The organism is Streptomyces sp. NPDC036822, from assembly GCF_055609145.1.
The window spans coordinates 1-22,016 of the sequence record NZ_JBVJPY010000011.1 but is presented as its reverse complement, the minus strand read 5'-3'; the positions used below and the strand labels follow the sequence as shown (position 1 = coordinate 22,016).

Annotated in this window: 18 protein-coding genes; 13 read left to right on the top strand and 5 right to left on the bottom strand. The window is 72.6% G+C overall.

The window, feature by feature from the left end; genetic code table 11:
• Positions 1–41: 41 nt before the first annotated feature.
• The 5 genes from ACZ68P_RS23655 to ACZ68P_RS23635 all read right to left on the bottom strand — a co-directional run bounded on the left by ACZ68P_RS23655 (position 42) and on the right by ACZ68P_RS23635 (position 6,141).
• Positions 42–905: an EamA family transporter gene (locus ACZ68P_RS23655; RefSeq protein WP_471009270.1), complete on the bottom strand. Its 864-nt coding sequence runs from the start codon at positions 903–905 to the stop codon at positions 42–44.
• A complete protein-coding gene (locus tag ACZ68P_RS23650; protein WP_471009268.1) occupies positions 902–1,384 on the bottom strand; it encodes a YbaK/EbsC family protein in 483 nt (160 codons plus the stop codon). The genes ACZ68P_RS23655 and ACZ68P_RS23650 overlap by 4 nt, the downstream gene beginning before the upstream one ends.
• Positions 1,385–1,448: 64 nt before the next feature.
• Entirely contained in the window at positions 1,449–3,089 is a 1,641-nt protein-coding gene (locus tag ACZ68P_RS23645) for a penicillin-binding transpeptidase domain-containing protein (RefSeq protein WP_471009267.1), read from the bottom strand.
• A gap of 396 nt (positions 3,090–3,485) precedes the next feature.
• Positions 3,486–4,283: a hypothetical protein gene (locus ACZ68P_RS23640; RefSeq protein WP_471009265.1), complete on the bottom strand. Its 798-nt coding sequence runs from the start codon at positions 4,281–4,283 to the stop codon at positions 3,486–3,488.
• A gap of 115 nt (positions 4,284–4,398) precedes the next feature.
• A complete protein-coding gene (locus ACZ68P_RS23635; RefSeq protein ID WP_471009264.1) occupies positions 4,399–6,141 on the bottom strand; it encodes a dolichyl-phosphate-mannose--protein mannosyltransferase in 1,743 nt (580 codons plus the stop codon).
• Between the two features lie 61 nt (positions 6,142–6,202).
• Here ACZ68P_RS23635 and rsmI point away from each other — a divergent pair, with 61 nt between their 5' ends.
• The 13 genes from rsmI to ACZ68P_RS23570 form a co-directional block, all read left to right on the top strand.
• Positions 6,203–7,081, top strand: a complete 879-nt coding sequence (gene rsmI, locus ACZ68P_RS23630) for a 16S rRNA (cytidine(1402)-2'-O)-methyltransferase (protein WP_471009262.1) — start codon at positions 6,203–6,205, stop codon at positions 7,079–7,081.
• Positions 7,082–7,220: 139 nt separating this feature from the next.
• Positions 7,221–7,754, top strand: a complete 534-nt coding sequence (locus ACZ68P_RS23625) for a hypothetical protein (protein ID WP_471009261.1) — start codon at positions 7,221–7,223, stop codon at positions 7,752–7,754.
• 93 nt (positions 7,755–7,847) lie between these two features.
• Positions 7,848–8,717 carry a TatD family hydrolase gene (locus ACZ68P_RS23620; protein ID WP_471009260.1) on the top strand — a complete coding sequence of 290 codons (870 nt, stop codon included), beginning with the start codon at positions 7,848–7,850 and terminating at the stop codon, positions 8,715–8,717.
• Between the two features lie 72 nt (positions 8,718–8,789).
• On the top strand, positions 8,790–10,055 hold the full coding sequence (locus tag ACZ68P_RS23615) for a ubiquitin-like domain-containing protein (RefSeq protein ID WP_471009259.1): 1,266 nt from the start codon (positions 8,790–8,792) through the stop codon (positions 10,053–10,055).
• A complete protein-coding gene (gene rsmA, locus ACZ68P_RS23610; protein ID WP_471009257.1) occupies positions 10,052–10,912 on the top strand; it encodes a 16S rRNA (adenine(1518)-N(6)/adenine(1519)-N(6))-dimethyltransferase RsmA in 861 nt (286 codons plus the stop codon). Before ACZ68P_RS23615 ends, rsmA begins: the two co-directional genes overlap by 4 nt.
• Positions 10,913–10,932: 20 nt before the next feature.
• Complete coding sequence (locus tag ACZ68P_RS23605; protein ID WP_471009734.1) at positions 10,933–11,874, top strand: 4-(cytidine 5'-diphospho)-2-C-methyl-D-erythritol kinase; 942 nt, start codon at positions 10,933–10,935, stop codon at positions 11,872–11,874.
• A gap of 184 nt (positions 11,875–12,058) precedes the next feature.
• The gene (locus tag ACZ68P_RS23600; protein WP_471009255.1) at positions 12,059–13,873 is read left to right on the top strand and encodes an ABC-F family ATP-binding cassette domain-containing protein; all 1,815 of its coding nucleotides are present in this window, start codon (positions 12,059–12,061) and stop codon (positions 13,871–13,873) included.
• A 111-nt stretch (positions 13,874–13,984) separates the two neighbouring features.
• Positions 13,985–15,793 carry an outer membrane protein assembly factor BamB family protein gene (locus tag ACZ68P_RS23595; RefSeq protein ID WP_471009253.1) on the top strand — a complete coding sequence of 603 codons (1,809 nt, stop codon included), beginning with the start codon at positions 13,985–13,987 and terminating at the stop codon, positions 15,791–15,793.
• Positions 15,794–15,809: 16 nt separating this feature from the next.
• On the top strand, positions 15,810–17,387 hold the full coding sequence (locus tag ACZ68P_RS23590; RefSeq protein WP_471009251.1) for an outer membrane protein assembly factor BamB family protein: 1,578 nt from the start codon (positions 15,810–15,812) through the stop codon (positions 17,385–17,387).
• 45 nt (positions 17,388–17,432) lie between these two features.
• Positions 17,433–19,172, top strand: a complete 1,740-nt coding sequence (locus tag ACZ68P_RS23585) for an outer membrane protein assembly factor BamB family protein (protein WP_471009249.1) — start codon at positions 17,433–17,435, stop codon at positions 19,170–19,172.
• A 215-nt stretch (positions 19,173–19,387) separates the two neighbouring features.
• Positions 19,388–20,068: a helix-turn-helix transcriptional regulator gene (locus ACZ68P_RS23580; RefSeq protein ID WP_471009247.1), complete on the top strand. Its 681-nt coding sequence runs from the start codon at positions 19,388–19,390 to the stop codon at positions 20,066–20,068.
• 384 nt (positions 20,069–20,452) lie between these two features.
• Entirely contained in the window at positions 20,453–21,496 is a 1,044-nt protein-coding gene (galT, locus tag ACZ68P_RS23575) for a galactose-1-phosphate uridylyltransferase (RefSeq protein ID WP_471009246.1), read from the top strand.
• The coding region (locus ACZ68P_RS23570; protein ID WP_471009243.1) for an NAD-dependent epimerase/dehydratase family protein at positions 21,493–22,016 on the top strand (524 nt) is incomplete at its 3' end. The genes galT and ACZ68P_RS23570, both read left to right, overlap by 4 nt.

The window sequence follows — 22,016 nt, the reverse complement described above, 5'->3', positions numbered from 1 at the left end:
GCCACCTGCCGGAGGGCTGTACGGCGTCGTCGCGTCAGAGGTCAGGGCGTGGCCGAGGACGTGTGCAGCATCAGGCCGATGCCCACCACCATCAGGCCCGCCGCCGCCACCCGGGGGCCGCCGAAGCGTTCCTTGAAGAAGAGGGTGCCGATCGCCGCGCCCACGATGATCGAGGATTCGCGCAGGGCCGCGATCGGGGCCAGGGCGGCGCGGGTCTGGGCCCACAGGACCAGGGCGTAGGCGGCGACCGAGAGGGCCGCGCCCAGGAGGCCGCGGGCGGCGTGGGGGCGGAGTTGGGGGAGGAGGGCGGAGCGGCGGCGGTGGAGGGCGTACGCCGGGATCGCGAGGCCCTCCAGGATCATCAGCCAGGCGATGTAGCCGAGCGGGGTGCCGGAGGCGCGGACGCCGACGCCGTCCACGACCGTGTAGCCGGCGATCGCCAGGCCCGTGCCGCCCGCGGCCAGGAGGGCCGGCCAGTCGGGGCGGCGGCCCGAGCCGCGGATGCCCCACAGGGCCAGGCCCGTCAGGCCCGCGCAGGCGAAGGCGACGCCCGTCAGCTGCCGGCCGTTCGGGATCTCGTCGACGAAGACCGCCGCGAGCACGGTCACCGCCAGCGGCGCCGTGCCGCGCGCGATCGGGTACATCTGCCCGAAGTCGCCGAGCGTGAACGACCGCATGAGCAGGGCGTAGTAGCCGATGTGCAGCATGGCGGAGGCGATCAGGTACGGCCACGCCCCCGCCGCCGGCAGCGGGACGAAGAAGGCGAGGGCCGCGCCGATCAGGGCACCGCCGCCGGAGATCAGCGTGAACGAGAGCAGCTGGTCGCGGATGTGGTGCGCGATCGCGTTCCAACTGGCGTGCGTCACGGCGGCTATGAGCACCGCCGCCGCCACCAGCGGGGTCACGCCGACCGCTCGCGGACGTCCACCAACGTGCCGCCGGCGTGCGCTACCAGCGACCGGGGGTCCAGGGCGAAGACGGTGTGCGGGGTGCCCGCCGCCGCCCACACCACCTCGTGGTCGAGCAGTCCCCGGTCGGCTAGGACCCGGGTCCTGGTGCGGTGCCCGAGGGGCGGGACGCCGCCGATCGCGTACCCCGTGGTCTCCCGTACGACCCGCGCGTCGGCCCGGGTGACGGCCTCGGCGGACAGCTCCCGGCGCACCCGCTCGACGTCGACCCGCGAGGCGCCGTCCATCAGGACCAGGACCGGGACGCCGTCCGCCGCGAAGATCAGCGACTTGACGATCTCGGAGACCTCGCAGCCGATGGCCTCGGCGGCCTGGGCGGCGGTGCGGGTCTCGTCCGGGAAGCTGCGGATCTCGACGTCGAGGCCCAGTTCTCGCAGGGCCTCGACGAAGAGGGGGTGCGCGGTCGATGTGGTCATGCGCTGCACCGTAGCGGTACGTGTACGAGCCACGCGACCTCATGTCCGGCCGGTGGCCCCGTCCCTACCGCGCCTTCAGGACGCTCGCCACGATCGGTCCGGCGGCGTCCCCGCCGTGGCCGCCCGACTCGACGGCCGCGGCGGCCGCCAGGTCGTCGGCGAATCCGGCGAACCAGCTGTTGGAGGAGGCGGCCGCGTCGACCTCGGCGGACCCTGTCTTGGCGCCCTTGTCCCCTCCCACGCCCGCCATCGCGCCGGCGCCCGTGCCCTCGCCCCGCGCCGTCGCCCGCATCATCTCGCGCAGCGCCTTGCCGATGGACCCGGGGAGCCGCTCGGCCTTGGCCGTCTCGCGGCCGTCCAGGTCGGTCGGCACGATGATCGGCTGCTTGAAGGAGCCGTTCTTCGCGGTCGCGGCGATGGAGGCGATGTTGAGGGCGTTCATGGTGATCCGGCCCTGGCCGATGTACGAGGCGGCGGTCTCGATGCCGGTCGACGGGGGGACGGCCCCGTCCTGTGACACGACCCCGGTCTTCCACTCCAGGCCGATGCCGAAGTACGTGCGGGCCGTGTCGCCGAGCGCCGTGCCGGCCTCGGCGCCGAGCGGCTTGACCGGCTTGATGAAGGTGGTGTTGCAGGAGCGGGCGAAGGCCCGCTGGAGGGTGCTGCCGGACGGCAGGGAGAAGTCGTCGAGGTTGTGGAACGTCCGGCCGTCCCAGTCGACGGTCGACGGACACTCGACCTTGCTCGAAGGACCGTCGACCAGCCCCTTGTCCAGCATCATCGCGGCGGTGACGATCTTCATCGTCGAACCGGGGGCCTGCCGGCCCTCCAGCGCCGCGTTGAAGCCGTCCGCACGGTTGTTGGCGACGGCCCGGATCTCCCCGGTGCTCGGTCTGATCGCGACGACCGAGGCCCCTTCGTACCGCTTCACCGCCCGCTCGGCCGCCGCCTGCACCCCGGCGTCGATGGTCGTCCTCAGCTCACCCGGCCTGCCCGCGGCGAGGGTCAGGACGGTGGTGTTCGGGACCGCGTCGTCGGCGCTCTCGATCCAGGTCTCGACGCCCGGCTCGCCCCCGGCCCGCTCGCCGTACTTCTCGCGCAGCTGCGCGAGGACCGGCCCGAGCGACGGGTACTTCTCCGCCGTCAGCTCGACACCGTCGTGGTCGACGGCCTTGATGGCGGCGGTCTTCGCCTCGCCGGTCCGCAGCGTCGCGCCCTTGGTCAGCTTCGGGTGGATGACGGCCGGCTTCCAGTCGACCAGCGGCCGCCCGGTGGTCAGCCCGCGCACCACGGTCAGCTCCGAGGAGTACGTCCAGGGCTTCGACCGCCCTTCGTACGTCACGGTGGCGCTGACGGTGAACGGCACCCTCGCGCCGACCGCCGCGCCGGGCGTGATGACGGCCTTGGATACCATCGCCGCGTCGCGGTACCCGAGCACGGCGGGCCCCGCCTCGACGGGGTTGTCGGTCAGCTGCCCCGCCCGGTCCGACTCCCCGGCCGCCCAGGCGGCCAGGAACTCCTTCGCCGTGTTCGTCACCTCGTCCCGGGTGACGGGCCCGGAACGTTTCTCCTCGGGCGCCGCCCGGGAAGCCACCTCCGAACCCCCGTTGATCCCGGTCCAGAGGTTGTAGCCCCCGTACCCGACCCCGCTCGCCACGACGGCGAAGACTCCCCCGACGATCGCGACCTTGACCCCACTGCGCATGGCTGCGCCTCCCCTCCCCAGGCGATCAACCCAACCTAGGTGACAGGTGTGAGCAGCGAGACGCTTGTTACCGTTCCGCGACCCGGCCCGCGAGCGGGCCAGGCCCCCTGTGATGCCCTACACCCACGTGTCGAGCCACATCCGATGGCGCCACTCGTCCATCTGAACCGACGTGCCCGTGTAGATCGGCCAGAAGTAGATGAAGCCTCGCGAACCCCGGCCCGCACGGCCCTGACCAGTGACTCCTTCGGCGTCTGGGGCCGCCATGCCGAGGCTGGGCCGTCCCTGGGCCGTGACGGTCGCGCAAGCAGGGCGACCTCGGCGACCTTCGGGGCGGCTCACGGGGTACTTCCGGGGCGGCTCCCGGACCGTCGGGAGTTCGTCCGCCGGGGAGAATCAGGCGCGTTGGAAGCCGTCGACGGCCATGGAGATGGTGAGGGCCAGGAAGGCGAGACCGACGGCGATGATGGCCAGGAGGACGAGCGTGCCCGCCGCCTTTGCAATCCACGATTTCGCGTGGACCGGGTCGGCGGGGTTCCTCGGGTGGTAGGCGACCTCGATGGTCGGCGCGCTGCCGGAGATGTACGCGCCGCGGACCACGCCGTGCAGGTCGGTGTAGGCGTAGTCCCTGTGGCCGCGGCGCACCGCCTCGACGGTGATGCCGTACCGGGGGTAGGTCCACTCGCGGTACTGCATGGACAGGCACGCGACCCCGAACGCGACGATGCCCACGGCGATGGGGGTGAACATCAAGAACGCGACCGCGCGGCTCACCGACTCCACGATGCCCAGGGGTACGGCCACCCCGACCGCCACCAGGCCGGTGACCCACGCCGTGAGCCTGAACGCGCGCGTGTACCAGTCGTCATCGGACCCCGCCGGCGCGCTGTCGGTGACGAGAGCCGTGCCGTCGGCCGCCCGCTCCTCCGGCAGGAGCGCGGTGACGGCGTCGGCGAACGCCGCGGCCGCCGCCTCACTCACGCCCCGGACCGTGTACGTGTCCGGGGCCGTCCCGGCCGGGGCGGTCAGCTCCACGGCAAGGGCACGGCCCTCGGCGCCGACTCGGCGGACGGCCTGGAGCGGGATCCGCTTCTCCTTGCGCCGCCGGCTCAGGACGAGGACGTCGTCCTGAGCCTGGAGGGTGGTACCAGCGCGGCCCCGGAGGACGGGTATCGGTGAGGTAGTGGTGGACATGGGCGTTGATAGTAGGGCGGGGACGGCTTTCAGGCGTGGGGTTACCTGTACAGAGCCTCCACAGCCTTCCGGGTTCGCGCCTCGCCGCCCGGCCCGGAGTGGTGCTCCCGCCCTGCTACACCCACGTGTCGAGCCACATCCGATTGCGCCACTCGTCCATCGGAATCGACGTGCCCGTGTAGATCGGCCAGAAATAGATGAAATTCCAGACGATCAGCAGGACGAGAACTCCCGCCCCCACCGCGCCGAATGTCCGCCGCCTTTCCGAGGAACCCGGTGGCCCCACCATCGCCCCGATCATCATCGTCACCGCGAGACACAGGAACGGGACGAAGACCACCGCGTAGAAAAGGAAGATGGTGCGTTCCTGGTAGAGGAACCACGGAACCCAGCCCGCCGCGATGCCGCAGGCGATCGCGCCCGCCCGCCAGTCGCGGCGGAAGAACCAGCGCCACAGGACGTAGAGGATCGCGAAGCACGCGGCCCACCACAGCAACGGCGTGCCGAGGGCCAGGACCTCCTGGGCGCACTTCTCCGTGGCGTCGGCGGGGCAGCCCGCCTGGCCCGGCGACGGGCTCTCGTAGAAGTAGGAGACGGGACGGCCGAGGACGATCCAGCTCCACGGATTCGACTGGTACGTGTGGTGCGAGGTCAGATTGACGTGGAACTCGTAGACCTCGGTCTCGTAGTGCCACAGGCTGCGCAGCCAGTCCGGCAGCCACGACCAGAAGCCGCCGCCGGTCAGCTTGTCCTGCTCCGCCGCCCAGTTGCGGAAGTAGCCCTTGTCCGAGGCGATCCACCCCGTCCACGTGGCCACGTAGGTGAGGACCGCCACCGGCACCACCGAGACGAACGCCGGTACGAGATCCCGCCTGGCCACCGCGAGGTAGGGGCGGACCGCGCCCGCCGTGCGCCGGCCGCCCGCGTCCCACAGCACCGCCATCAGACCGAACGCGGCCATGATGTAGAGGCCGTTCCACTTCGTGGCGAACGCCAGCCCCAGCATCACCCCGGCCGCGAGCCGCCACGGCCGCAGACCGAGGCGCAGGGTCTCGGCGACCGCCGCGTCCGGCCGCAGCACGCCCTCCTCGTCCGTGGGCAGCGCCGCCGCGAGCCGCCGTCGCGCCCCGTCGCGGTCGACCAGCAGGCAGCCGAACGAGGCCAGGACGAAGAACATCAGCACCTGGTCGAGCAGCGCCGTGCGGCTCATGACGAAGTGCAGGCCGTCGACCGCGAGCAGCGTCCCCGCCAGACAGCCCAGGAACGTCGAGCGGAACAGCCGCCGCCCGATCCGGCACAGCATCAGCACCGACAGCGTGCCGAGCAGCGCCACCATGAAGCGCCAGCCGAACGGCGTGAAGTCGAACAGCTTCTCGCCGACGCCGATGACCCACTTGCCCATCGGCGGGTGGACCACATAGCCGGGGTCCGTCGGGATCAGGACCGAGCCCGGGTCCTTCAGGACCGTCTTGTCGATGTCCTTCGGCCACGCCCCCTCGTACCCCTGGTTGATCAGGGCCCAGGAGTCCTTGGCGTAGTACGTCTCGTCGAATATCACCGCGTGCGGCTTGCCGAGGTTCCAGAACCGCAGCACCCCCGCGAACGCCGCCACCAGCAGCGGACCGCCCCAGGCGGCCAGCCGCCACAGCAGGTCCCCGCCGCCCGGCGAGATCCCCAGGAGCGACCAGAGGCGCTGCGAGGGCCGGGTGTACGGCGGTACGAGACGCTCCCGCAGCCCGGGTCCGGCGGCGCCCCCGTCGCGGGGCGTGTAGCCGAAGCGCCGCAGACGCTGCTGCCACGGCGGGGGCTCTTCCACGGCGTGCGGACCCTGCAGGGCCTCAGGTGCGGTACTGGTCACCGCGCCATCGTAGGGAACGCGCCTGTGCGAGTCGCCTGTCCGGGCTGCGAGGATGACCCATGTGACAGGAACGCTGGTACTTGCAGGGACACCCATCGGGGAGATCGCGGACGCCCCGCCGCGGCTCGCGGCGGAACTCGGGTCCGCCGACATCGTCGCGGCGGAGGACACCCGCCGGCTGCGCGGCCTCACCAGGGCCCTCGGCGTGCAGACCTCCGGCCGCGTCGTCTCCTACTTCGAGGGCAACGAGGCCGCCCGTACGCCCGAGCTGGTCGAGGCGCTGGCCGGCGGCGCGCGGGTGCTGCTGGTCACCGACGCGGGCATGCCCTCGGTCTCCGACCCCGGCTACCGCCTGGTCGCCGCGGCCGTCGAGGCGGACATCAAGGTCACCGCCGTCCCCGGGCCCTCCGCCGTGCTGACCGCGCTCGCCCTGTCGGGGCTCCCCGTGGACCGCTTCTGCTTCGAGGGGTTCCTGCCCCGCAAGGCCGGCGAGCGGCTCGGCCGGCTCCGTGAGGTCGCGGACGAGCGGCGGACCCTCGTCTACTTCGAGGCCCCGCACCGGCTCGACGACACCCTGGCCGCGATGGCCGAGGTCTTCGGCGCCGACCGGCGCGCCGCCGTCTGCCGCGAGCTGACCAAGACGTACGAGGAGGTGAAGCGCGGCGGCCTGGGCGAGCTGGCGGCCTGGGCCGCCGAGGGCGTACGCGGCGAGATCACCGTCGTCGTCGAGGGCGCCCCGCCCGCCGCGCCCGCCGACCTGGGCCCCGAGGAGCTGGTGCGCAGGGTGCGGGTGCGCGAGGAGGCGGGGGAGCGGCGCAAGGAGGCCATCGCGGCGGTCGCCGCCGAGGCCGGTCTGCCCAAGCGTGAGGTGTTCGACGCCGTCGTCGCGGCGAAGAACGCCGCCGCGTCAAGCCCCTCGGACGGTAAAGGTCTATCGTGAAAGGCAAAGCGAAACCCGCGCGTCGGGCCTCCTGAGGGCCTCCGGGCAAGGGAAGGCCAAAGAGCTCTCCATTGTTCGACCGGCGCTGATGCGCTCCGGCCCGAAAAGGCGTCCACTGAATCAGTGGAGAGGAGCTGGAATGAGCGAGATCACCGGCACCGGCATCACCGTCGCGCATGAGGCGTACGCCTTCGCGTGCATGCGCTGCGGCTATGGCTGGGAGCAGGCGTACGACATCGAACACCACGTCGACGCCACCGGCCAGGAATTCGTCGTCTACAAGGCCAACGGCGAACGGGTCGCGTCACCGTTGTCCAGTCCCACCTGTGTGAACTGCGGCGGACACGTCGTCCGCATCATGCGCGCGGGACAGGTGTCATCGGTGCTCGACTCGTGGGAGCAGGCCCACCATCCCGACGAAGTCAGGGCGGGGAGGCGGATCGCGCCCGCGGGACCGATCGGGCTCGCGGGACCCATCGGCCAGGACCTGGAGCGGACCGGCGGCCCGGAGCGGGCCCGGCGGTCGGAGCGGACGCGGGGATCGGGGCGTGACGCTCCGGGACCGGTCCGCGCGGCGACGCACGAGGAACCTCAGGAGCCTCAGCACGCACGGGACCCCCACCACTGGCGCCTGGGGGACCTGTTCCACCGCAAGCCCCCGGCCGGCTCCTGACGGCGACGGCCCGCGGCCCGCGGCTCCCGGCGACGGGCGTCCCGGGCCCCGGGCCGCCGCGAGCGGCCCCGTGACCCCTCGTACGATCGGGGCATGAGTTCCAAGGACGCCCCGCCGCCGCTGCCCGAGCCGCTTCTCGTGCCCGTGGCGGACTCGCACACCCACCTGGACATGCAGTCCGGCACCGTCGAGGAGGCCCTCACCAAGGCCGCCGCCGTCGGTGTCACGACGGTCGTCCAGGTGGGCTGCGACCTCAAGGGCTCCCGGTGGGCCGCCGAGACCGCGGCCGCGCACGAGAACGTGCACGCCGCCGTCGCCCTGCACCCCAACGAGGCCCCCCGGATCGTCCTCGGCGATCCCGACGGATGGTCCCGCCAGGGCGCCCGCGAGGCGGGCGGCGACGCGGCGCTCGACGACGCGCTCGCCGAGATCGACCGCCTCGCGGCCCTGCCGTACGTCCGCGCCGTCGGCGAGACCGGACTCGACCACTTCCGCACCGGCCCCGAGGGCATGGCCGCCCAGGAGCGCTCCTTCCGCGCCCACATCGAGATCGCCAAGCGGCAGGGCAAGGCCCTGGTGATCCACGACCGGGAGGCCCACGCCGACGTCCTGCGGATCCTCGACGAGGAGGGCGCGCCCGAGCGGACGGTCTTCCACTGCTACTCCGGCGACGCCGACATGGCCCGGATCTGCGCGGCCAAGGGCTATTACATGTCCTTCGCCGGCAACATGACCTTCAAGAACGCCCAGCCGCTGCGCGACGCCCTGGCCGTCGCCCCGCTGGAGCTCGTCCTGGTCGAGACGGACGCCCCCTTCCTCACCCCGGCGCCCTACCGGGGGCGGCCCAACGCGCCCTATCTGATCCCCGTCACCGTCCGCGCGATGGCCGCCGTGCGCGGCATCGGCGAGGACGAGCTGTGCGCGGCGATCGCCGCCAACACCGCGACCGCCTTCGATTACTGATCCATAACGGTTACGTGTCGTAGTCGGGGCGCTTTGGAGAGTGACGGCCGCTGCCGCTAGGGTCCCGGCCTCGTGAGCAACTCGCAGGGAAGCCACCGGGCCGCGCGCGGCGGACGCCGGCCGGAACCCTCCCTCCATGAGCAGCCGACCCTGGTGGCGCCCCTGGTGCCCGGCCAGGGCGGGGCCCCCGCGACCCGTGCCGAGGCGCGGCGGGCGGCCAGGCGCCGCAAGGCCGCCCCCACCACGGGCGAGGGCCTGCGGCGCATCGTGCCCCAGGCCCTCGTGGTCGCCTTCCTGGCCGGCGGCACCAGCGCCTTCGTGGCCAGCGACAAGGCCGTCCGGCTCTCCGTCGACGGGGTCCCGCGCACCCTGCACACCTTCGCCGACGACGTCGACGAACTCCTCGCCGACGAGGGCCTGACCGTGGGCGCGCACGACATCGTCGCCCCCGCCCCCGGCGAGGACCTGGCCAGCGGCGACGAGGTCGTCGTCCGCTACGGCCGGCCCGTCTCCCTCACCCTCGACGGGCAGCGCCGCCAGGTGTGGACCACGGCACGGACCGTCGAGGGCGCGCTGCGTCAGCTCGGGGTCCGGGCCGAGGGCGCGTACCTCTCCGTCTCGCGCTCCGCGCCCATCTCCCGCCGGGGCCTCGCCCTGGACGTGCGCACCGAACGGACCGTCACCTTCCTCGCCGACGGACGCGAGCGGACCCTGCGCACCAACGCCGCCACCGTCCGCGAGGCCGTCGAACAGGCCGGGATCACCCTCTCCGGCCAGGACACCACCTCCGTGCCGCCCGGCTCCTTCCCGCGCGACGGAGAGACGATCACGGTCATGCGGATCACCGGCAGCAAGGAGGTGCGGGAGGAGGCCGTCCCGTACGCCGTCGAGCGGACCCGGGACCCCGAGCTGTTCGCCGGGACGGAGGTGGTCGAACGGCAGGGGGAGCACGGCGTGCGCCGGGTCACCTACGTCCTGCGCACCGTCAACGGCGTCCGGCAGCGGCCGAGGAGGATCGGCGAGGAGATCGTCCGCGAGCCGGTCACCCGCAAGGTGCGGGTCGGCACCCGGCCGCTGCCCAGCTCGGTCGACGGAGCCGACGGCCTCGACTGGGGCGCGCTGGCGGCGTGCGAGTCCGGTGGACGGCCGAACGCCGTCGACCCGTCGGGGACCTACGGCGGGCTCTACCAGTTCGACCCCGGCACCTGGCGCTCGCTCGGCGGCAGCGGCGTCGCGCAGAACGCGTCCGCCTCGGAACAGACGTACCGGGCCAAGAAGCTCTACGTGCAGCGGGGGGCGAGTCCCTGGCCCCACTGCGGCCGTAGGCTGTACCGGTGAGCACCACCGATCCCGACGCCCTCCTCGGCCCCGCCGACATCCGTGAACTGGCAGCGGCGCTTGGCGTACGCCCGACCAAGCAGCGCGGCCAGAACTTCGTCATCGACGCCAACACCGTCCGGCGGATCGTCCGCACGGCCGAGGTGCGCCCCGAGGACGTGGTCGTGGAGGTGGGCCCGGGGCTCGGGTCCCTGACCCTGGCCCTCCTCGAGGCGGCGGACCGGGTGACGGCCGTCGAGATCGACGACGTGCTCGCCGGGGCGCTGCCCGCGACGATCGAGGCCCGCATGCCCCGGCGCAAGGACCGCTTCGCGCTCGTCCACTGCGACGCCATGCAGGTCCAGGAGCTGCCGGGCCCGCCGCCCACGGCGCTGGTCGCGAACCTTCCGTACAACGTGGCCGTGCCCGTCCTCCTGCACATGCTCGACCGCTTCCCCACCATCGAGCGGACGCTGGTCATGGTGCAGGCCGAGGTCGCCGACCGGCTCGCCGCGCGGCCCGGGAACAAGGTCTACGGCGTGCCGTCGGTCAAGGCGAACTGGTACGCCGAGGTGAAGCGGGCGGGCTCGATCGGCCGCAACGTCTTCTGGCCGGCGCCGAACGTCGACTCGGGCCTGGTCTCGCTCGTCCGCCGCGCGGAGCCGGTGGCCACCACGGCCTCCAAGGCCGAGGTCTTCGCGGTCGTCGACGCGGCGTTCGCGCAGCGCCGCAAGACCCTGCGGGCCGCGCTCGCCGGCTGGGCGGGCTCGCCCGCCGCCGCCGAGGAGGCGCTGGTGGCCGCGGGGATCTCGCCGCAGGCGCGCGGCGAGGCGCTGACGGTGGAGGAGTTCGCGCGGATCGCGGAGGCGAAGAAGTGAGCGGTACGGAGGAGGCGGCCGTGCGGGCCGCGGCCACGGTCCCGGTTCCGGCGCACGGTCGGGCGGCGGGCGTCACCGTCCGCGTGCCCGCCAAGGTCAACGTCCAGCTGGCGGTCGGCGGAGCGCGGCCCGACGGCTTCCACGACCTGGCCAACGTCTTCCTCGCCGTGTCGCTGTTCGACGAGGTCACGGCCACCCCCGCCGCCGAGCTGAAGATCACCTGCGAGGGCCCGGACGCCGACCAGGTGCCGCTGGACCGCACGAACCTCGCCGCGCGGGCCGCCGAGCTGCTCGCCGCCCGGCACGGCCTCTCGCCCGACGTGCACCTCCACATCAAGAAGGACATCCCGGTCGCCGGCGGCATGGCGGGCGGCAGCGCGGACGGCGCGGGCGCGCTGCTCGCGTGCGACCGCCTCTGGGGGCTGGACTCCCCGCGCGCGGATCTCCTCGACATCTGCGCCCAGCTCGGCAGCGACGTGCCGTTCAGCCTGGTCGGCGGGGCGGCGCTGGGCGTCGGCCGCGGCGAGCGGCTGACGGAGCTGCCGGTGAGCGGCGCGTTCCACTGGGTCTTCGCCGTCGCCGACGGCGGCCTGTCGACCCCGGCCGTGTACGGCGCCTTCGACCGCCTCAACGACGGTGCCGACGTCCCCGAACCGGTCGCCTCCCCGGCACTCCTGGAGGCACTGCGCACCGGCGACACCGCCGCGCTGGCCGCGACGCTGACCAACGACCTCCAGCCGGCCGCCGTCTTCCTGCGCCCGTCCCTGACGGACGTCCTGGCGGCGGGCACGAAGGCCGGCGCCCTGGCGGCCCTCGTCTCGGGCTCCGGCCCGACGACGGCGTTCCTGGTGGAGGACGCGGCGGCGGCGGACGCGGTGGCCTCCGCGCTGATCGCCTCCGGCACCTGCCGCACGGCCCGCGCGGCCACCTCCCCGGCGCCGGGCGCGGTGGTCCTGGCCTGACTTCGGGCGTCGGGTGGCTTCCGGCCCGGCCTCCGGCTCCGGGCCGGGCGGGCCGGGCCCGCGGGTGAGGCCCGGAGGGCGCCGTCGCGGGCGTCCGTACGGCCGCGGATGATCACGCACACCGTCCCACCGGCCGGGCCGTCTACCCTGGGACGTCGATCGATCCCCCCGTACAGGAGTCAAAGTGGCCGTCAATCTGGTCAATGTCGAGGCTGTCAGCAAGGTGTACGGCACCCGTGCCCTGCTCGACGGCGTCTCTCTCGGCGTCTCCGAAGGGGAGCGGATCGGTGTCGTGGGACGCAACGGCGACGGCAAGACGACCCTGATCCGGATGCTCGCCAAGCTGGAGGACGCCGACACCGGCCGGGTCACCCACAGCGGCGGGCTGCGCCTCGGCGTGCTCACCCAGCACGACTCCCTCGACCCGAAGGCCACCATCCGGCACGAGGTCATCGGCGTCATGGCCGACCACGAGTGGGCCGGCAGCGCCAAGATCCGCGACGTGCTCACCGGCCTCTTCGGCGGCCTCGACCTGCCCGGCTTCGAGCACGGCCTCGACACCGTCATCGGCCCGCTCTCCGGCGGTGAGCGCCGCCGCATCGCGCTCGCCAAGCTGCTCATCGACGACCAGGACATGCTCGTCCTCGACGAGCCCACCAACCACCTCGACGTCGAGGGCATCGCCTGGCTGGCCGGGCACCTCCAGACGCGCCGCTCGGCGCTCGTCTGCGTCACCCACGACCGGTGGTTCCTCGACCAGGTCTGCACCCGCATGTGGGACGTGCAGCGCGGCGCCGTCCACGAGTACGAGGGCGGCTACTCCGACTACGTCTTCGCCCGCGCCGAGCGCGAGCGGATCGCCGCGACCGAGGAGTCCAAGCGGCAGAACCTGATGCGCAAGGAGCTGGCCTGGCTGCGGCGCGGCGCCCCCGCCCGTACCTCCAAGCCCCGCTACCGCATCGAGGCCGCCAACGAGCTGATCGCCGACGTGCCGCCGCCGCGCGACACCTCCGAGCTGATGAAGTTCGCCAACGCGCGGCTCGGCAAGACGGTCTTCGACCTGGAGGACGTCACCGTCACCGCCGGACCCAAGACGCTCCTGGAGCACCTCACCTGGCAGCTCGGGCCCGGCGACCGGATCGGCCTCGTCGGCGTCAACGGCGCCGGGAAGACCTCGCTGCTGCGCGCCCTCGCCGACGCGGCCGTCACCCAGGGCGAGACCCAGCCGGACGCCGGGAGGATCGTCGTCGGCAAGACCGTGCGGCTGGCCTACCTCTCGCAGGACGTCACCGAACTGCCCGCCTCCCTGCGGGTCCTGGAGGCGGTCCAGCAGATCCGGGACCGCGTCGACCTGGGCAAGGGCCGGGAGATGACCGCGGGCCAGCTGTGCGAGCAGTTCGGCTTCACCAAGGAGAAGCAGTGGACGCCGGTCGGCGACCTGTCCGGCGGTGAGCGCCGCCGTCTCCAGCTCCTGCGCCTCCTGATGGACGAGCCGAACGTCCTCTTCCTCGACGAGCCCACCAACGACCTCGACATCGAGACCCTGACCCAGCTCGAGGACCTTCTCGACGGCTGGCCGGGTTCCATGGTCGTCATCTCCCACGACCGGTTCTTCATCGAGCGGACGACGGACAAGACGTTCGCGCTGCTCGGCGACCGGACCCTGCGGATGCTGCCGCGCGGGATCGAGGAGTACCTGGAGCGCCGCCGGCGGATGATCGAGGCGTCGGTCCCGGCACCGGTTCCTTCCGCCGCCAGGACGGCCGGCTCCGCGAAGACGGTGTCCGCCGCCGACGCCCGGGCCGCGAAGAAGGAACTGCAGAAGGTCGAGCGTCAGCTGGACAAGCTCTCCGACAAGGAGACCAAGCTGCACGCCCAAATCGCCGATAACGCCACAGACTTCGAGAAGGTGGCCAAGCTGGACGCGGAGCTGCGCGAACTGGTCGCGGAACGGGACGAGTTGGAGATGCGCTGGCTCGAACTGGCCGAGGACGCGTAACGAGGGCATCACGGGCCGGTCCTCCCTTGGGTACAAGGGGCGGACCGGTCACTTTTGCGCCATCCCCCGAGTGGTAGAAAGAAAACCCGCTCACATCAAGGGGGAACGCTGATGACCCAGCCGCCCAGCAACCAGCCGCCGGGCTTCGGCGCACCGGATCCGAACCAGGGCAACCAAGGCGTCCCGCCGCTGCCCCCGGTTCCGCCGCAGGCCCCGCAGACGCCGCCGCCCGCACCCGGCCCGTACGATCAGGCCCCGCAGACGCCGCCGCCCGCACCCGGCCCGTACGGCCAGCAGCCGCAGCCCGGTTACGGCTATCCGCAGCAGGCGCCCGCGCCCGGCTACGGCTACCCGCAGCAGCCCGGACAGCCGGGGCCGTACGCCCAGCAGCCCGGGCCCTACGGCCAGCAGCCCGGCCCCTACGGCGGCTACCCCGGCCAGCCGCAGTACCCCGGCGCGCCCACTCCGCCCGGTGGGAACAACCCCTTCAAGGGCAAGCCCGGCGTGATCGTCGCCGCGGCGGTCGCGGCCCTGCTCGTCATCGGCGGCGGTACCTGGTTCGCCCTCAGCGGCGGCGACGACGAGAAGCCGGTCGCCAAGCCGACCGGGACCCCGACCGCCCCCACCGGCTCCCCCTCCGTCGACCAGGGCGACGGCAGCGGTGACGGAGGCGGCCGCGACAGCGAGGACGACCTCAACGGCGGGCGCCAGCCCGGCGAGGCGAAGATCAACTGGCTGCTGAAGAACAGCGTCGACCTGCCCAAGAACGGCGCCGACGTCCACGGTCCCTGGATCGTCGGCGACGTCGTCGTCAAGGCCATGTACAAGGGCCTCGACGGCTACAGCCTCACCGACGGCTCGCCGAAGTGGCACCTGGACCTGCCCTTCGAGGTGTGCGCCGCCCCGCCGGCGCCCGCCGCCGACGGCACGATGGTCATCGGCGTCCACGACAAGGCCGGCGACCGCGCCAAGTGCACGACGCTGCAGAAGGTCGACCTCAAGACCGGAAAGGCCGGCTGGAAGAGGTCCGTCCCCAAGGCCACCGGCCTGTTCGCCTTCGACGACAACACGCTCGCCATCAGCGGCAACACGGTGACCGCCGCCGGCAGCAGCAGCTCGTACGGCTTCTCCCTCACCGACGGCAAGCAGCTCTTCGGCACGCCCACCGGCGGGTGCAAGGCGTTCGCGTTCGCGGGCGGCGAGAAGCTGATCTCCGCCGACAGCTGCCCCACCGGTGACGTGAACAAGAAGCAGCAGCAGATCAGCGAGGTCGACCCGAACACGGGCAAGCCCCGGTGGAGCTTCAAGATCCAGGCCAACTGGGAGGTCGACAAGGTCTACTCGGTCAACCCCCTGGTCGTCTCCGCCACCCAGCGCGACGAGAAGAAGTGGACGATCTTCGCGCTGACCGCGAACGGCAAGCTGCGCTCGCAGATCCAGGGCGGCACCGACAAGTACGCCCCCAAGTGCGGCGGCTCGTTCGTCATCTTCGGCAAGAACCTCTCGGGGTGCGTGGGCGTCGCGGCCGACGCGAACACCTTCTACATGGCCACCGAGACCAGCTACGGCACCCCCAACGAGGTCGTCGCCTTCGACCTGAACACGGGCAAGCCCAAGTGGCGCTCCAAGGCCCCCGGTGAGCAGAGCATGATCCCGCTGCGCATGGAGGGTTCCGAGGTCCTGGTCTACGCCGACCCGTCGTACGACAAGGGCGGCACCGTCGCCACCATCGCCCCGACCGGCGGCGCGCCGAAGGTCCTGCTCCAGCACCCGGCCTCGACCGCCCAGGTCGAGAGCAGCTTCTACGACGCGGGCTACGCCTACGGCAACGGCACGTTCGTGATCGCCGCCGGGCGGGTGAGCGCCAGCAACGACAAGGCCGAGATGGAGACCAAGACGATGATGGCCTTCTCCAAGTGAGGGCCGTCCGAGTCCGATGACGACACCGCAGCAATCCGGTCCGCCCCAGCCGTCGTACGGGCCCTACGGCACGCTCAATCCGTACGGCGGCGGGGCCGCCGGCCCGCCGGGCACCCCGCCCGCGTCCCCGCCCCAGGCTCCGCCGCCCCCGCGCGGCCGGCGCCGTGCCGTGGCGGTGGTCGCGGGCGCCGTGGCGGCGCTCCTCGCCGTCGGCGGGGTGACCTGGTACGCCCTGGGCGGATCCGGTGGCGGCGACGACAAGCCCGGCAAGGCGCCCGCGAGCGCCGCTCCGGCCCCGTCGCCGACGGCCGCCGGTCCGGCCGGGCCCGCCGGTCCGAACGCACCCGACGCCGCCGCCGCGGCCCGCTACAACAAGGACCGGGCCCCCGGGGACGCCTCGGTCCTGTGGGTCCGCAGGAACGACATCGACGTCACCACCCTGACCGGCGACGTCTTCGGCCCCTGGCTGGCCGGGGACACCGTCGTCACCGCCATGTACCGCACCGTCACCGGCCATTCGGTCGTGGACGGCACGGTCAAGTGGCGGCTGACGCTGGACACCGAGGTCTGCAAGGCGCCGCATCTGCCGTCCGACGACGGGAAGATCGTCCTCGCCCTCAAGGAGCGCCTCCACGCGGACATGGACGAGTGCCGCCGCTTCCAGATGATCGACCTGCGCACCGGCAAGGCCGGCTGGCGGCAGAAGATCGTCAAGGAGGGCGACTTCGACTTCATGAACGACTACTCGATCGCCATGAGCGGCGGCACCGTCACCGCGGGCCGGCACGGGTACTCGACCGGCTACCGCCTCAGCGACGGCAAGCAGCTGTTCGGCCGGTGGGACAAGAGCGAGTGCCAGCCGTACGCGTACGCCGGCGGTCCGAAGCTCGTCGCGGCGGTCTCCTGCCCGACCTCCGACCCGGAGAAGCCGCGGGAGGAGATCCACGAGGTCGATCCGGTGACCGGGAAGTCCCGCTGGAAGTACCCGCTTCCGGTCGGCTACCGGGTGGACCACGTGCTGTCCGTACGGCCCCTCGTCGTCTCGGCCACCTACCGGGCCCAGGGGATGCACGGCGTGGTCGTCCTCAACGAGGACGGCACCAAGCGCACGTCGCTCAAGGGCAGGGACCAGTACGCCGAAGGGTGCGCGGACCAGTCCTCGTTCGACGGCGACCTGCAGCGCTGCAGGGTCGTCGCGGACGCCACCACCCTCTACATGGCCACCGCGGGCGCGTCCAAGGTCAAGGCCAACGCGATCGTCGCCTTCGACCTGAGGACCGGCGACGAGGTCCGGCGGATCCCGGGCCGCCCCGGACGCACGGCCTGGCCGCTGCGGATGGAGGGCGGTGCGCTGGTGGTCCGGATGGCCTCGCTGCTCGGCGAGCCCGGCTCGCTGGCCACCGTCGCTCCGGGCTCCACGACACCCGTCGACCTGCTCCGGGTCCCGCGCTCCGCGGGCCTGTCCGAGTCGCGCTTCTACGACTCCCCGGCGCTGTACGCCGACGGCCGGTACATCCTCGTGCAGAGTGCCGTCGTCGGCTCGACCGACGCCGAGGAGATGAAGAGGGAGACGCTGTTGGCCTTCGGCAAGTGACACCGGTTCCCGCCCGCCCTTCCACACCTCAGAGGTACCCACACCATGACGCAGCCCCCTCCGCCCCCGCCGAACCAGCCGCCCGGCCCGCCGCCGGGCGGCTTCGGGGCCCCGCAGGACCCCCCGCCGGGCGGGTTCGGCGCTCCCACGCCTCCGCCGCAGCAGCCCTACGGCTATCCCCAGCAGCCGCCCACCCAGCCGCAGTACGGGTACCCGCAGCAGCCGCCGACGCAGCCGCAGTACGGCTACCCGCAGCAGCAGCAGCCGGGCCAGGCGCCGTGGGGGTACCCGACCCAGCCGCAGTTCGCGCAGACGCCCCCGCCCTCCGGCGGCAAGAAGCTGTCCGCGCAGATGCAGATCATCATCGCGGCCGCGGTGGCCGTCGTCCTGATCGTCGGCGGCGGCATCTGGTACGCCAACTCCGGCGGCGGTGAGGAGAAGAACGACACCGCGGGCGCCACCACGGGCTCGAGCCAGGGCAAGGGCGGCAACGGGCTGGGCGGCAACGGCAAGGAGAAGGCCCCCGCCAACCCGCAGGCCAAGCTGGCGTTCCAGCTGCCCCAGCCCAAGGTCCAGGACATCACGGACGTCTCCGGCTCCTGGATCACCGACAAGGCGTACGTCAAGACCGGCGTCGACTCGGTCGTCGGCTACGACCTCGACAAGGGCACCGCCCTGTGGACCCTGGCCCTGCCGGGGCAGGTCTGCGCCGCGTCGAAGCACGTCACGGCCGACAACAAGACGGCCATCCTCTTCGAGGCGACCAAGCGGGTCGGACCGCGCTTCTACCAGCCGTGCACCGAGGTCGGCGTCATCGACCTGACCGCGGGCAAGATGGTGTGGACCAAGGCCGTCACCGGCGGCTCCGCGGGTGACACCAAGGCCCGGTTCAGCGAGGTCACCCTCAGCGGCACGACCGTCGCGGCCGGCGGCACCGACGGCGGCGCGGCCTTCGACCTGGCCAACGGCAACGTGCGCTGGTCGCCGAAGCCCAACGCGCAGGACTGCCACGACATGGGCTACGGCGGCGGCGAGGGCCTCGTCGCGGCGCGCAAGTGCGGGCCGTACGACAGCCAGTACGTCGTGATCCAGAACCTGAACCCGCTCACCGGCGCGCCGATCTCGCAGTTCAAGATGCCCGCGGGCGTGGAGTACGCGTCGATCGTCTCCACCAAGCCGCTCGTCGTGGCCGCCGACGTCGGCGACACCGCAGGCGACGGCAGCGGCATCTCCGATTTCTTCTCGATCGACGAGAAGACCGGGAAGCTGAAGGCGAAGATCGCGGCGGACGCGGACCGGTTCGCGGGCCGCTGCCGCTCCACCGAGGTGGAGAGCTGCCAGAAGGTCCTCGTCGGCAACGGCCGGATCTACCTTCCGACCGAGGAGCACGAGGGCAGCACCGGCGAATACGGCGACGAGACGAACGAGATCGTCTCGTTCGACCTGGCCACCGGCAAGCCGACCACCGACAAGGCGGACGCGGGTGACAAGTACACGCTCGTCCCGCTGCGCATGGACGGCGGCAACCTCATCGCGTACAAGGTCCCGCCGTACGACAAGGGCGGCCAGATCGTCTCCATCGACGGCGGCACCATGAAGGCGACGACCCTGATGGAGAACCCCTCGGACGACTCCGTGCGCGACGCCGAGAACAGCTTCGGCACGGACTACTCCGAGATCCTCTACCGCGACGGGCGGATGTTCATCTCCGACACCATGCTGAGCAAGCCGCGTACGTCGTCCTCCACCAAGGAGTACCTGGCGCTCGCGTTCACCACCCACTGATCACCCGCCGGGACACCGGCTGATCGGCTCGTGAGCCCCTGCCAGGGGAACCGCGACGGCCCGGCGCATCGAGTCACTCGACGCGCCGGGCCGTTTGCACTGGCCCCGATGGGCGAAGAATTCGACAGTCCCGGGGCACGAGCGTGTAACTTGCCGGGTCATCAACGCTGGCTGGGGCCGGGGGACGGCTTCAGGGGGGACAAAGGGGTTGCCCAATGGGCGTGCGGCTCATGGTGGTCGACGACCACCGACTGCTGGCCGAGGCGCTCGCCTCGGCACTGAAACTACGCGGGCACCGGGTGCTCGCGGCGGCCGCCCCGGTGGCGGGTGCGGCGGAACTGGTGGTGAGCCGGGCGCCCGAGGTGTGCCTGCTCGGCACGGCCGCCCCGGCCGAACCGGGCGCCTTCGACCCGATCGTGCGGATCAAGCGGGAACGGCCGCAGGTGGCCGTGGTCGTCCTGGGCCCCGTGCCCTCCCCCCGGGGGATCGCGGCCGCCTTCGCGGCTGGCGCCTCGGGATACGTACGGCACGACGAGCGCATCGAGAACGTCGAGCGGGCCCTGGTCAAGGCGCGGGCGGGGGAGGCGGCCGTGGCGCCGCAGCTGCTCCAGGGGGCCTTCATGGAGCTGCTGCATCCGGCGGCGCAGCCGGACGACGAGGGGCAGCGGCTGCTCGGCATGCTGACGCCCCGGGAGGTCGAGGTCCTCGTCAGGGTCGCCGAGGGGGAGGACACGCGGGGTATCGCGGCCGGGATGGGGATCGCCCCGAGCACGGCGCGCACGCATGTCCAGCGGGTACTGATGAAGCTCTCGGTGGGGTCGCGCCTGGAGGCGGCGGCGCTGGCCGCCCGGACGGGTCTGCTGGACCACGCGCCGCGCCCCCGGTCGTGTCCGTGACCTCTCGCGGGGGCCGTAACCCGCGCGTCCTCCGGCCGGACGCCGGCTCCTCGCGGGCGCGGGCGCGAGGGCGGCGAGCAACGCGCCCGTGAGCGCGGCCGCGACTGCCCGCGGGCCGCGCGACGGCTGAGGCGGTCGCCTTCTTCCGCGCACCGGACCCGGTGGTCGGCCGCTTCGAGGCTCGGCTCGCCTCCGGGGCGCTTCGTGCGTCCGCCACCGTCGATCGTGCGCGCCCGCTCTTCCTCGCGGCCTGTGCGCGTTCTCCCTCTCGACGGCCGCGTACCCCTTCGGTCCGTACACCGTCCGGTGCTCGGCGTTGACTCCCATGTTTGATTGTGGTTCCTTGTGCGTGGTTCTGTTCGGTTCCCCGCCTGAGGACACGCCGTGAAGAAGACCGTCACCACGCTCGCCGACGGGCGCGAGCTCATCTACTACGACGCGACCGACGACGTCGTGCGCGACGCCGTCGACGCGCGCCTCCTCGACCGCGTCGCGTCCGCCTCCGAGCTCCGCCACGACGTGCTGCTCGGGGACCACGTCGCCATCGCCTCGCACCGGCAGGGGCGGACCTACCATCCGCCCGCCGACGAGTGCCCCCTGTGCCCCTCCCGGGACGGGCGGCTCAGCGAGATCCCGTCCTCCGACTACGAGGTCGCCGTCTTCGAGAACCGGTTCCCCGCCCTCTCCGGAGGGGCCGGCCGGTGCGAGGTGGTGTGCTTCACCTCCGACCACGACGCCTCCTTCGCCGACCTCACCCCCGAGCAGGCCACGCTCGTCCTCGACGCCTGGACCGACCGGACGGCCGAGCTCGCCGAGCTGCCCGGGGTCGAGCAGGTGTACTGCTTCGAGAACCGGGGCGCCGAGATCGGCGTCACCCTCGGCCACCCCCACGGCCAGATCTACGCCTTCCCCTACACCACCGCCCGCACCGCGCTCATGCAGCGCAGCGCCGCCGAGCACCTGGCCCGCACCGGGCGGAACCTCTTCGACGACGTCGTCGCCCGGGAACGGGCCGACGCTGTGCGGGTGGTCCTGGAGACCGAGCACTGGATCGCCTTCGTCCCCTACGCCGCGCACTGGCCGTACGAGGTCCACCTCTACCCGAGCCGCCGGGTGCCCGACCTGAGGGCGCTCGACGAGGCGGCCCGCGCGGACTTCGCCCCCGTCTACCTGGAGCTGCTCAGGCGCTTCGACCGGCTCTTCGGACCTGGCCGGCCGCCGACGCCGTACATCGCCGCCTGGCACCAGGCGCCGTTCAGGGACGAGCGGCGTGCGGAGTTCGCGCTGCACCTGGAGCTTTTCACCGTCCGCCGGGCCTCTGGCAAGCTGAAGTACCTCGCGGGCACCGAGTCCGGTATGGGCGCGTTCATGAACGACGTGCCACCGGAGTCCGCGGCCGACAGACTCCGAGAGGTTGCGAGCAAGTGAGCAAATATCTGGTGACGGGTGGAGCGGGCTACGTGGGTGGCGTCGTCGCCACCCACCTGCTGGAGGCGGGCCACGAGGTCACCGTTCTCGACGATCTCTCCACCGGCTTCCGCGAGGGCGTCCCCGCCGGGGCGACCTTCATCGAGGGCCGCATCCAGGACGCCGCCCGTTGGCTGGACTCCTCCTTCGACGGAGTGCTCCACTTCGCCGCCTTCTCGCAGGTCGGCGAGTCGGTCGTCAACCCGTCGAAGTACTGGGACAACAACGTCGGCGGGACGATGGCCCTGCTCGCCGCGATGCGCGAGGCGGGCGTGAGCCGGCTGGTGTTCTCGTCCACCGCCGCCACCTACGGCGAGCCGCGGTCCGTCCCGATCACCGAGGCCGCCCCGACCGCGCCCACCAACCCCTACGGCGCCTCCAAGCTGGCCGTGGACCACATGATCAGCGGCGAGTGCGCCGCCCACGGCCTGGCCGCCGTCTCGCTGCGCTACTTCAACGTGGCCGGCGCCTACGGCGTGAA

Coding starts and splice junctions, on each gene's coding strand:
- ACZ68P_RS23620 (WP_471009260.1), top strand. CDS start 7,848: ATGAGTTCCAAGGACGCCCCGCCGCCGCTGCCCGAGCCGCTTCTCGTG.
- ACZ68P_RS23590 (WP_471009251.1), top strand. CDS start 15,810: ATGACGACACCGCAGCAATCCGGTCCGCCCCAGCCGTCGTACGGGCCC.
- ACZ68P_RS23625 (WP_471009261.1), top strand. CDS start 7,221: ATGAGCGAGATCACCGGCACCGGCATCACCGTCGCGCATGAGGCGTAC.
- ACZ68P_RS23595 (WP_471009253.1), top strand. CDS start 13,985: ATGACCCAGCCGCCCAGCAACCAGCCGCCGGGCTTCGGCGCACCGGAT.
- ACZ68P_RS23650 (WP_471009268.1), bottom strand. CDS start 1,384: ATGACCACATCGACCGCGCACCCCCTCTTCGTCGAGGCCCTGCGAGAA.
- ACZ68P_RS23645 (WP_471009267.1), bottom strand. CDS start 3,089: ATGCGCAGTGGGGTCAAGGTCGCGATCGTCGGGGGAGTCTTCGCCGTC.
- ACZ68P_RS23640 (WP_471009265.1), bottom strand. CDS start 4,283: ATGTCCACCACTACCTCACCGATACCCGTCCTCCGGGGCCGCGCTGGT.
- ACZ68P_RS23585 (WP_471009249.1), top strand. CDS start 17,433: ATGACGCAGCCCCCTCCGCCCCCGCCGAACCAGCCGCCCGGCCCGCCG.
- ACZ68P_RS23580 (WP_471009247.1), top strand. CDS start 19,388: ATGGGCGTGCGGCTCATGGTGGTCGACGACCACCGACTGCTGGCCGAG.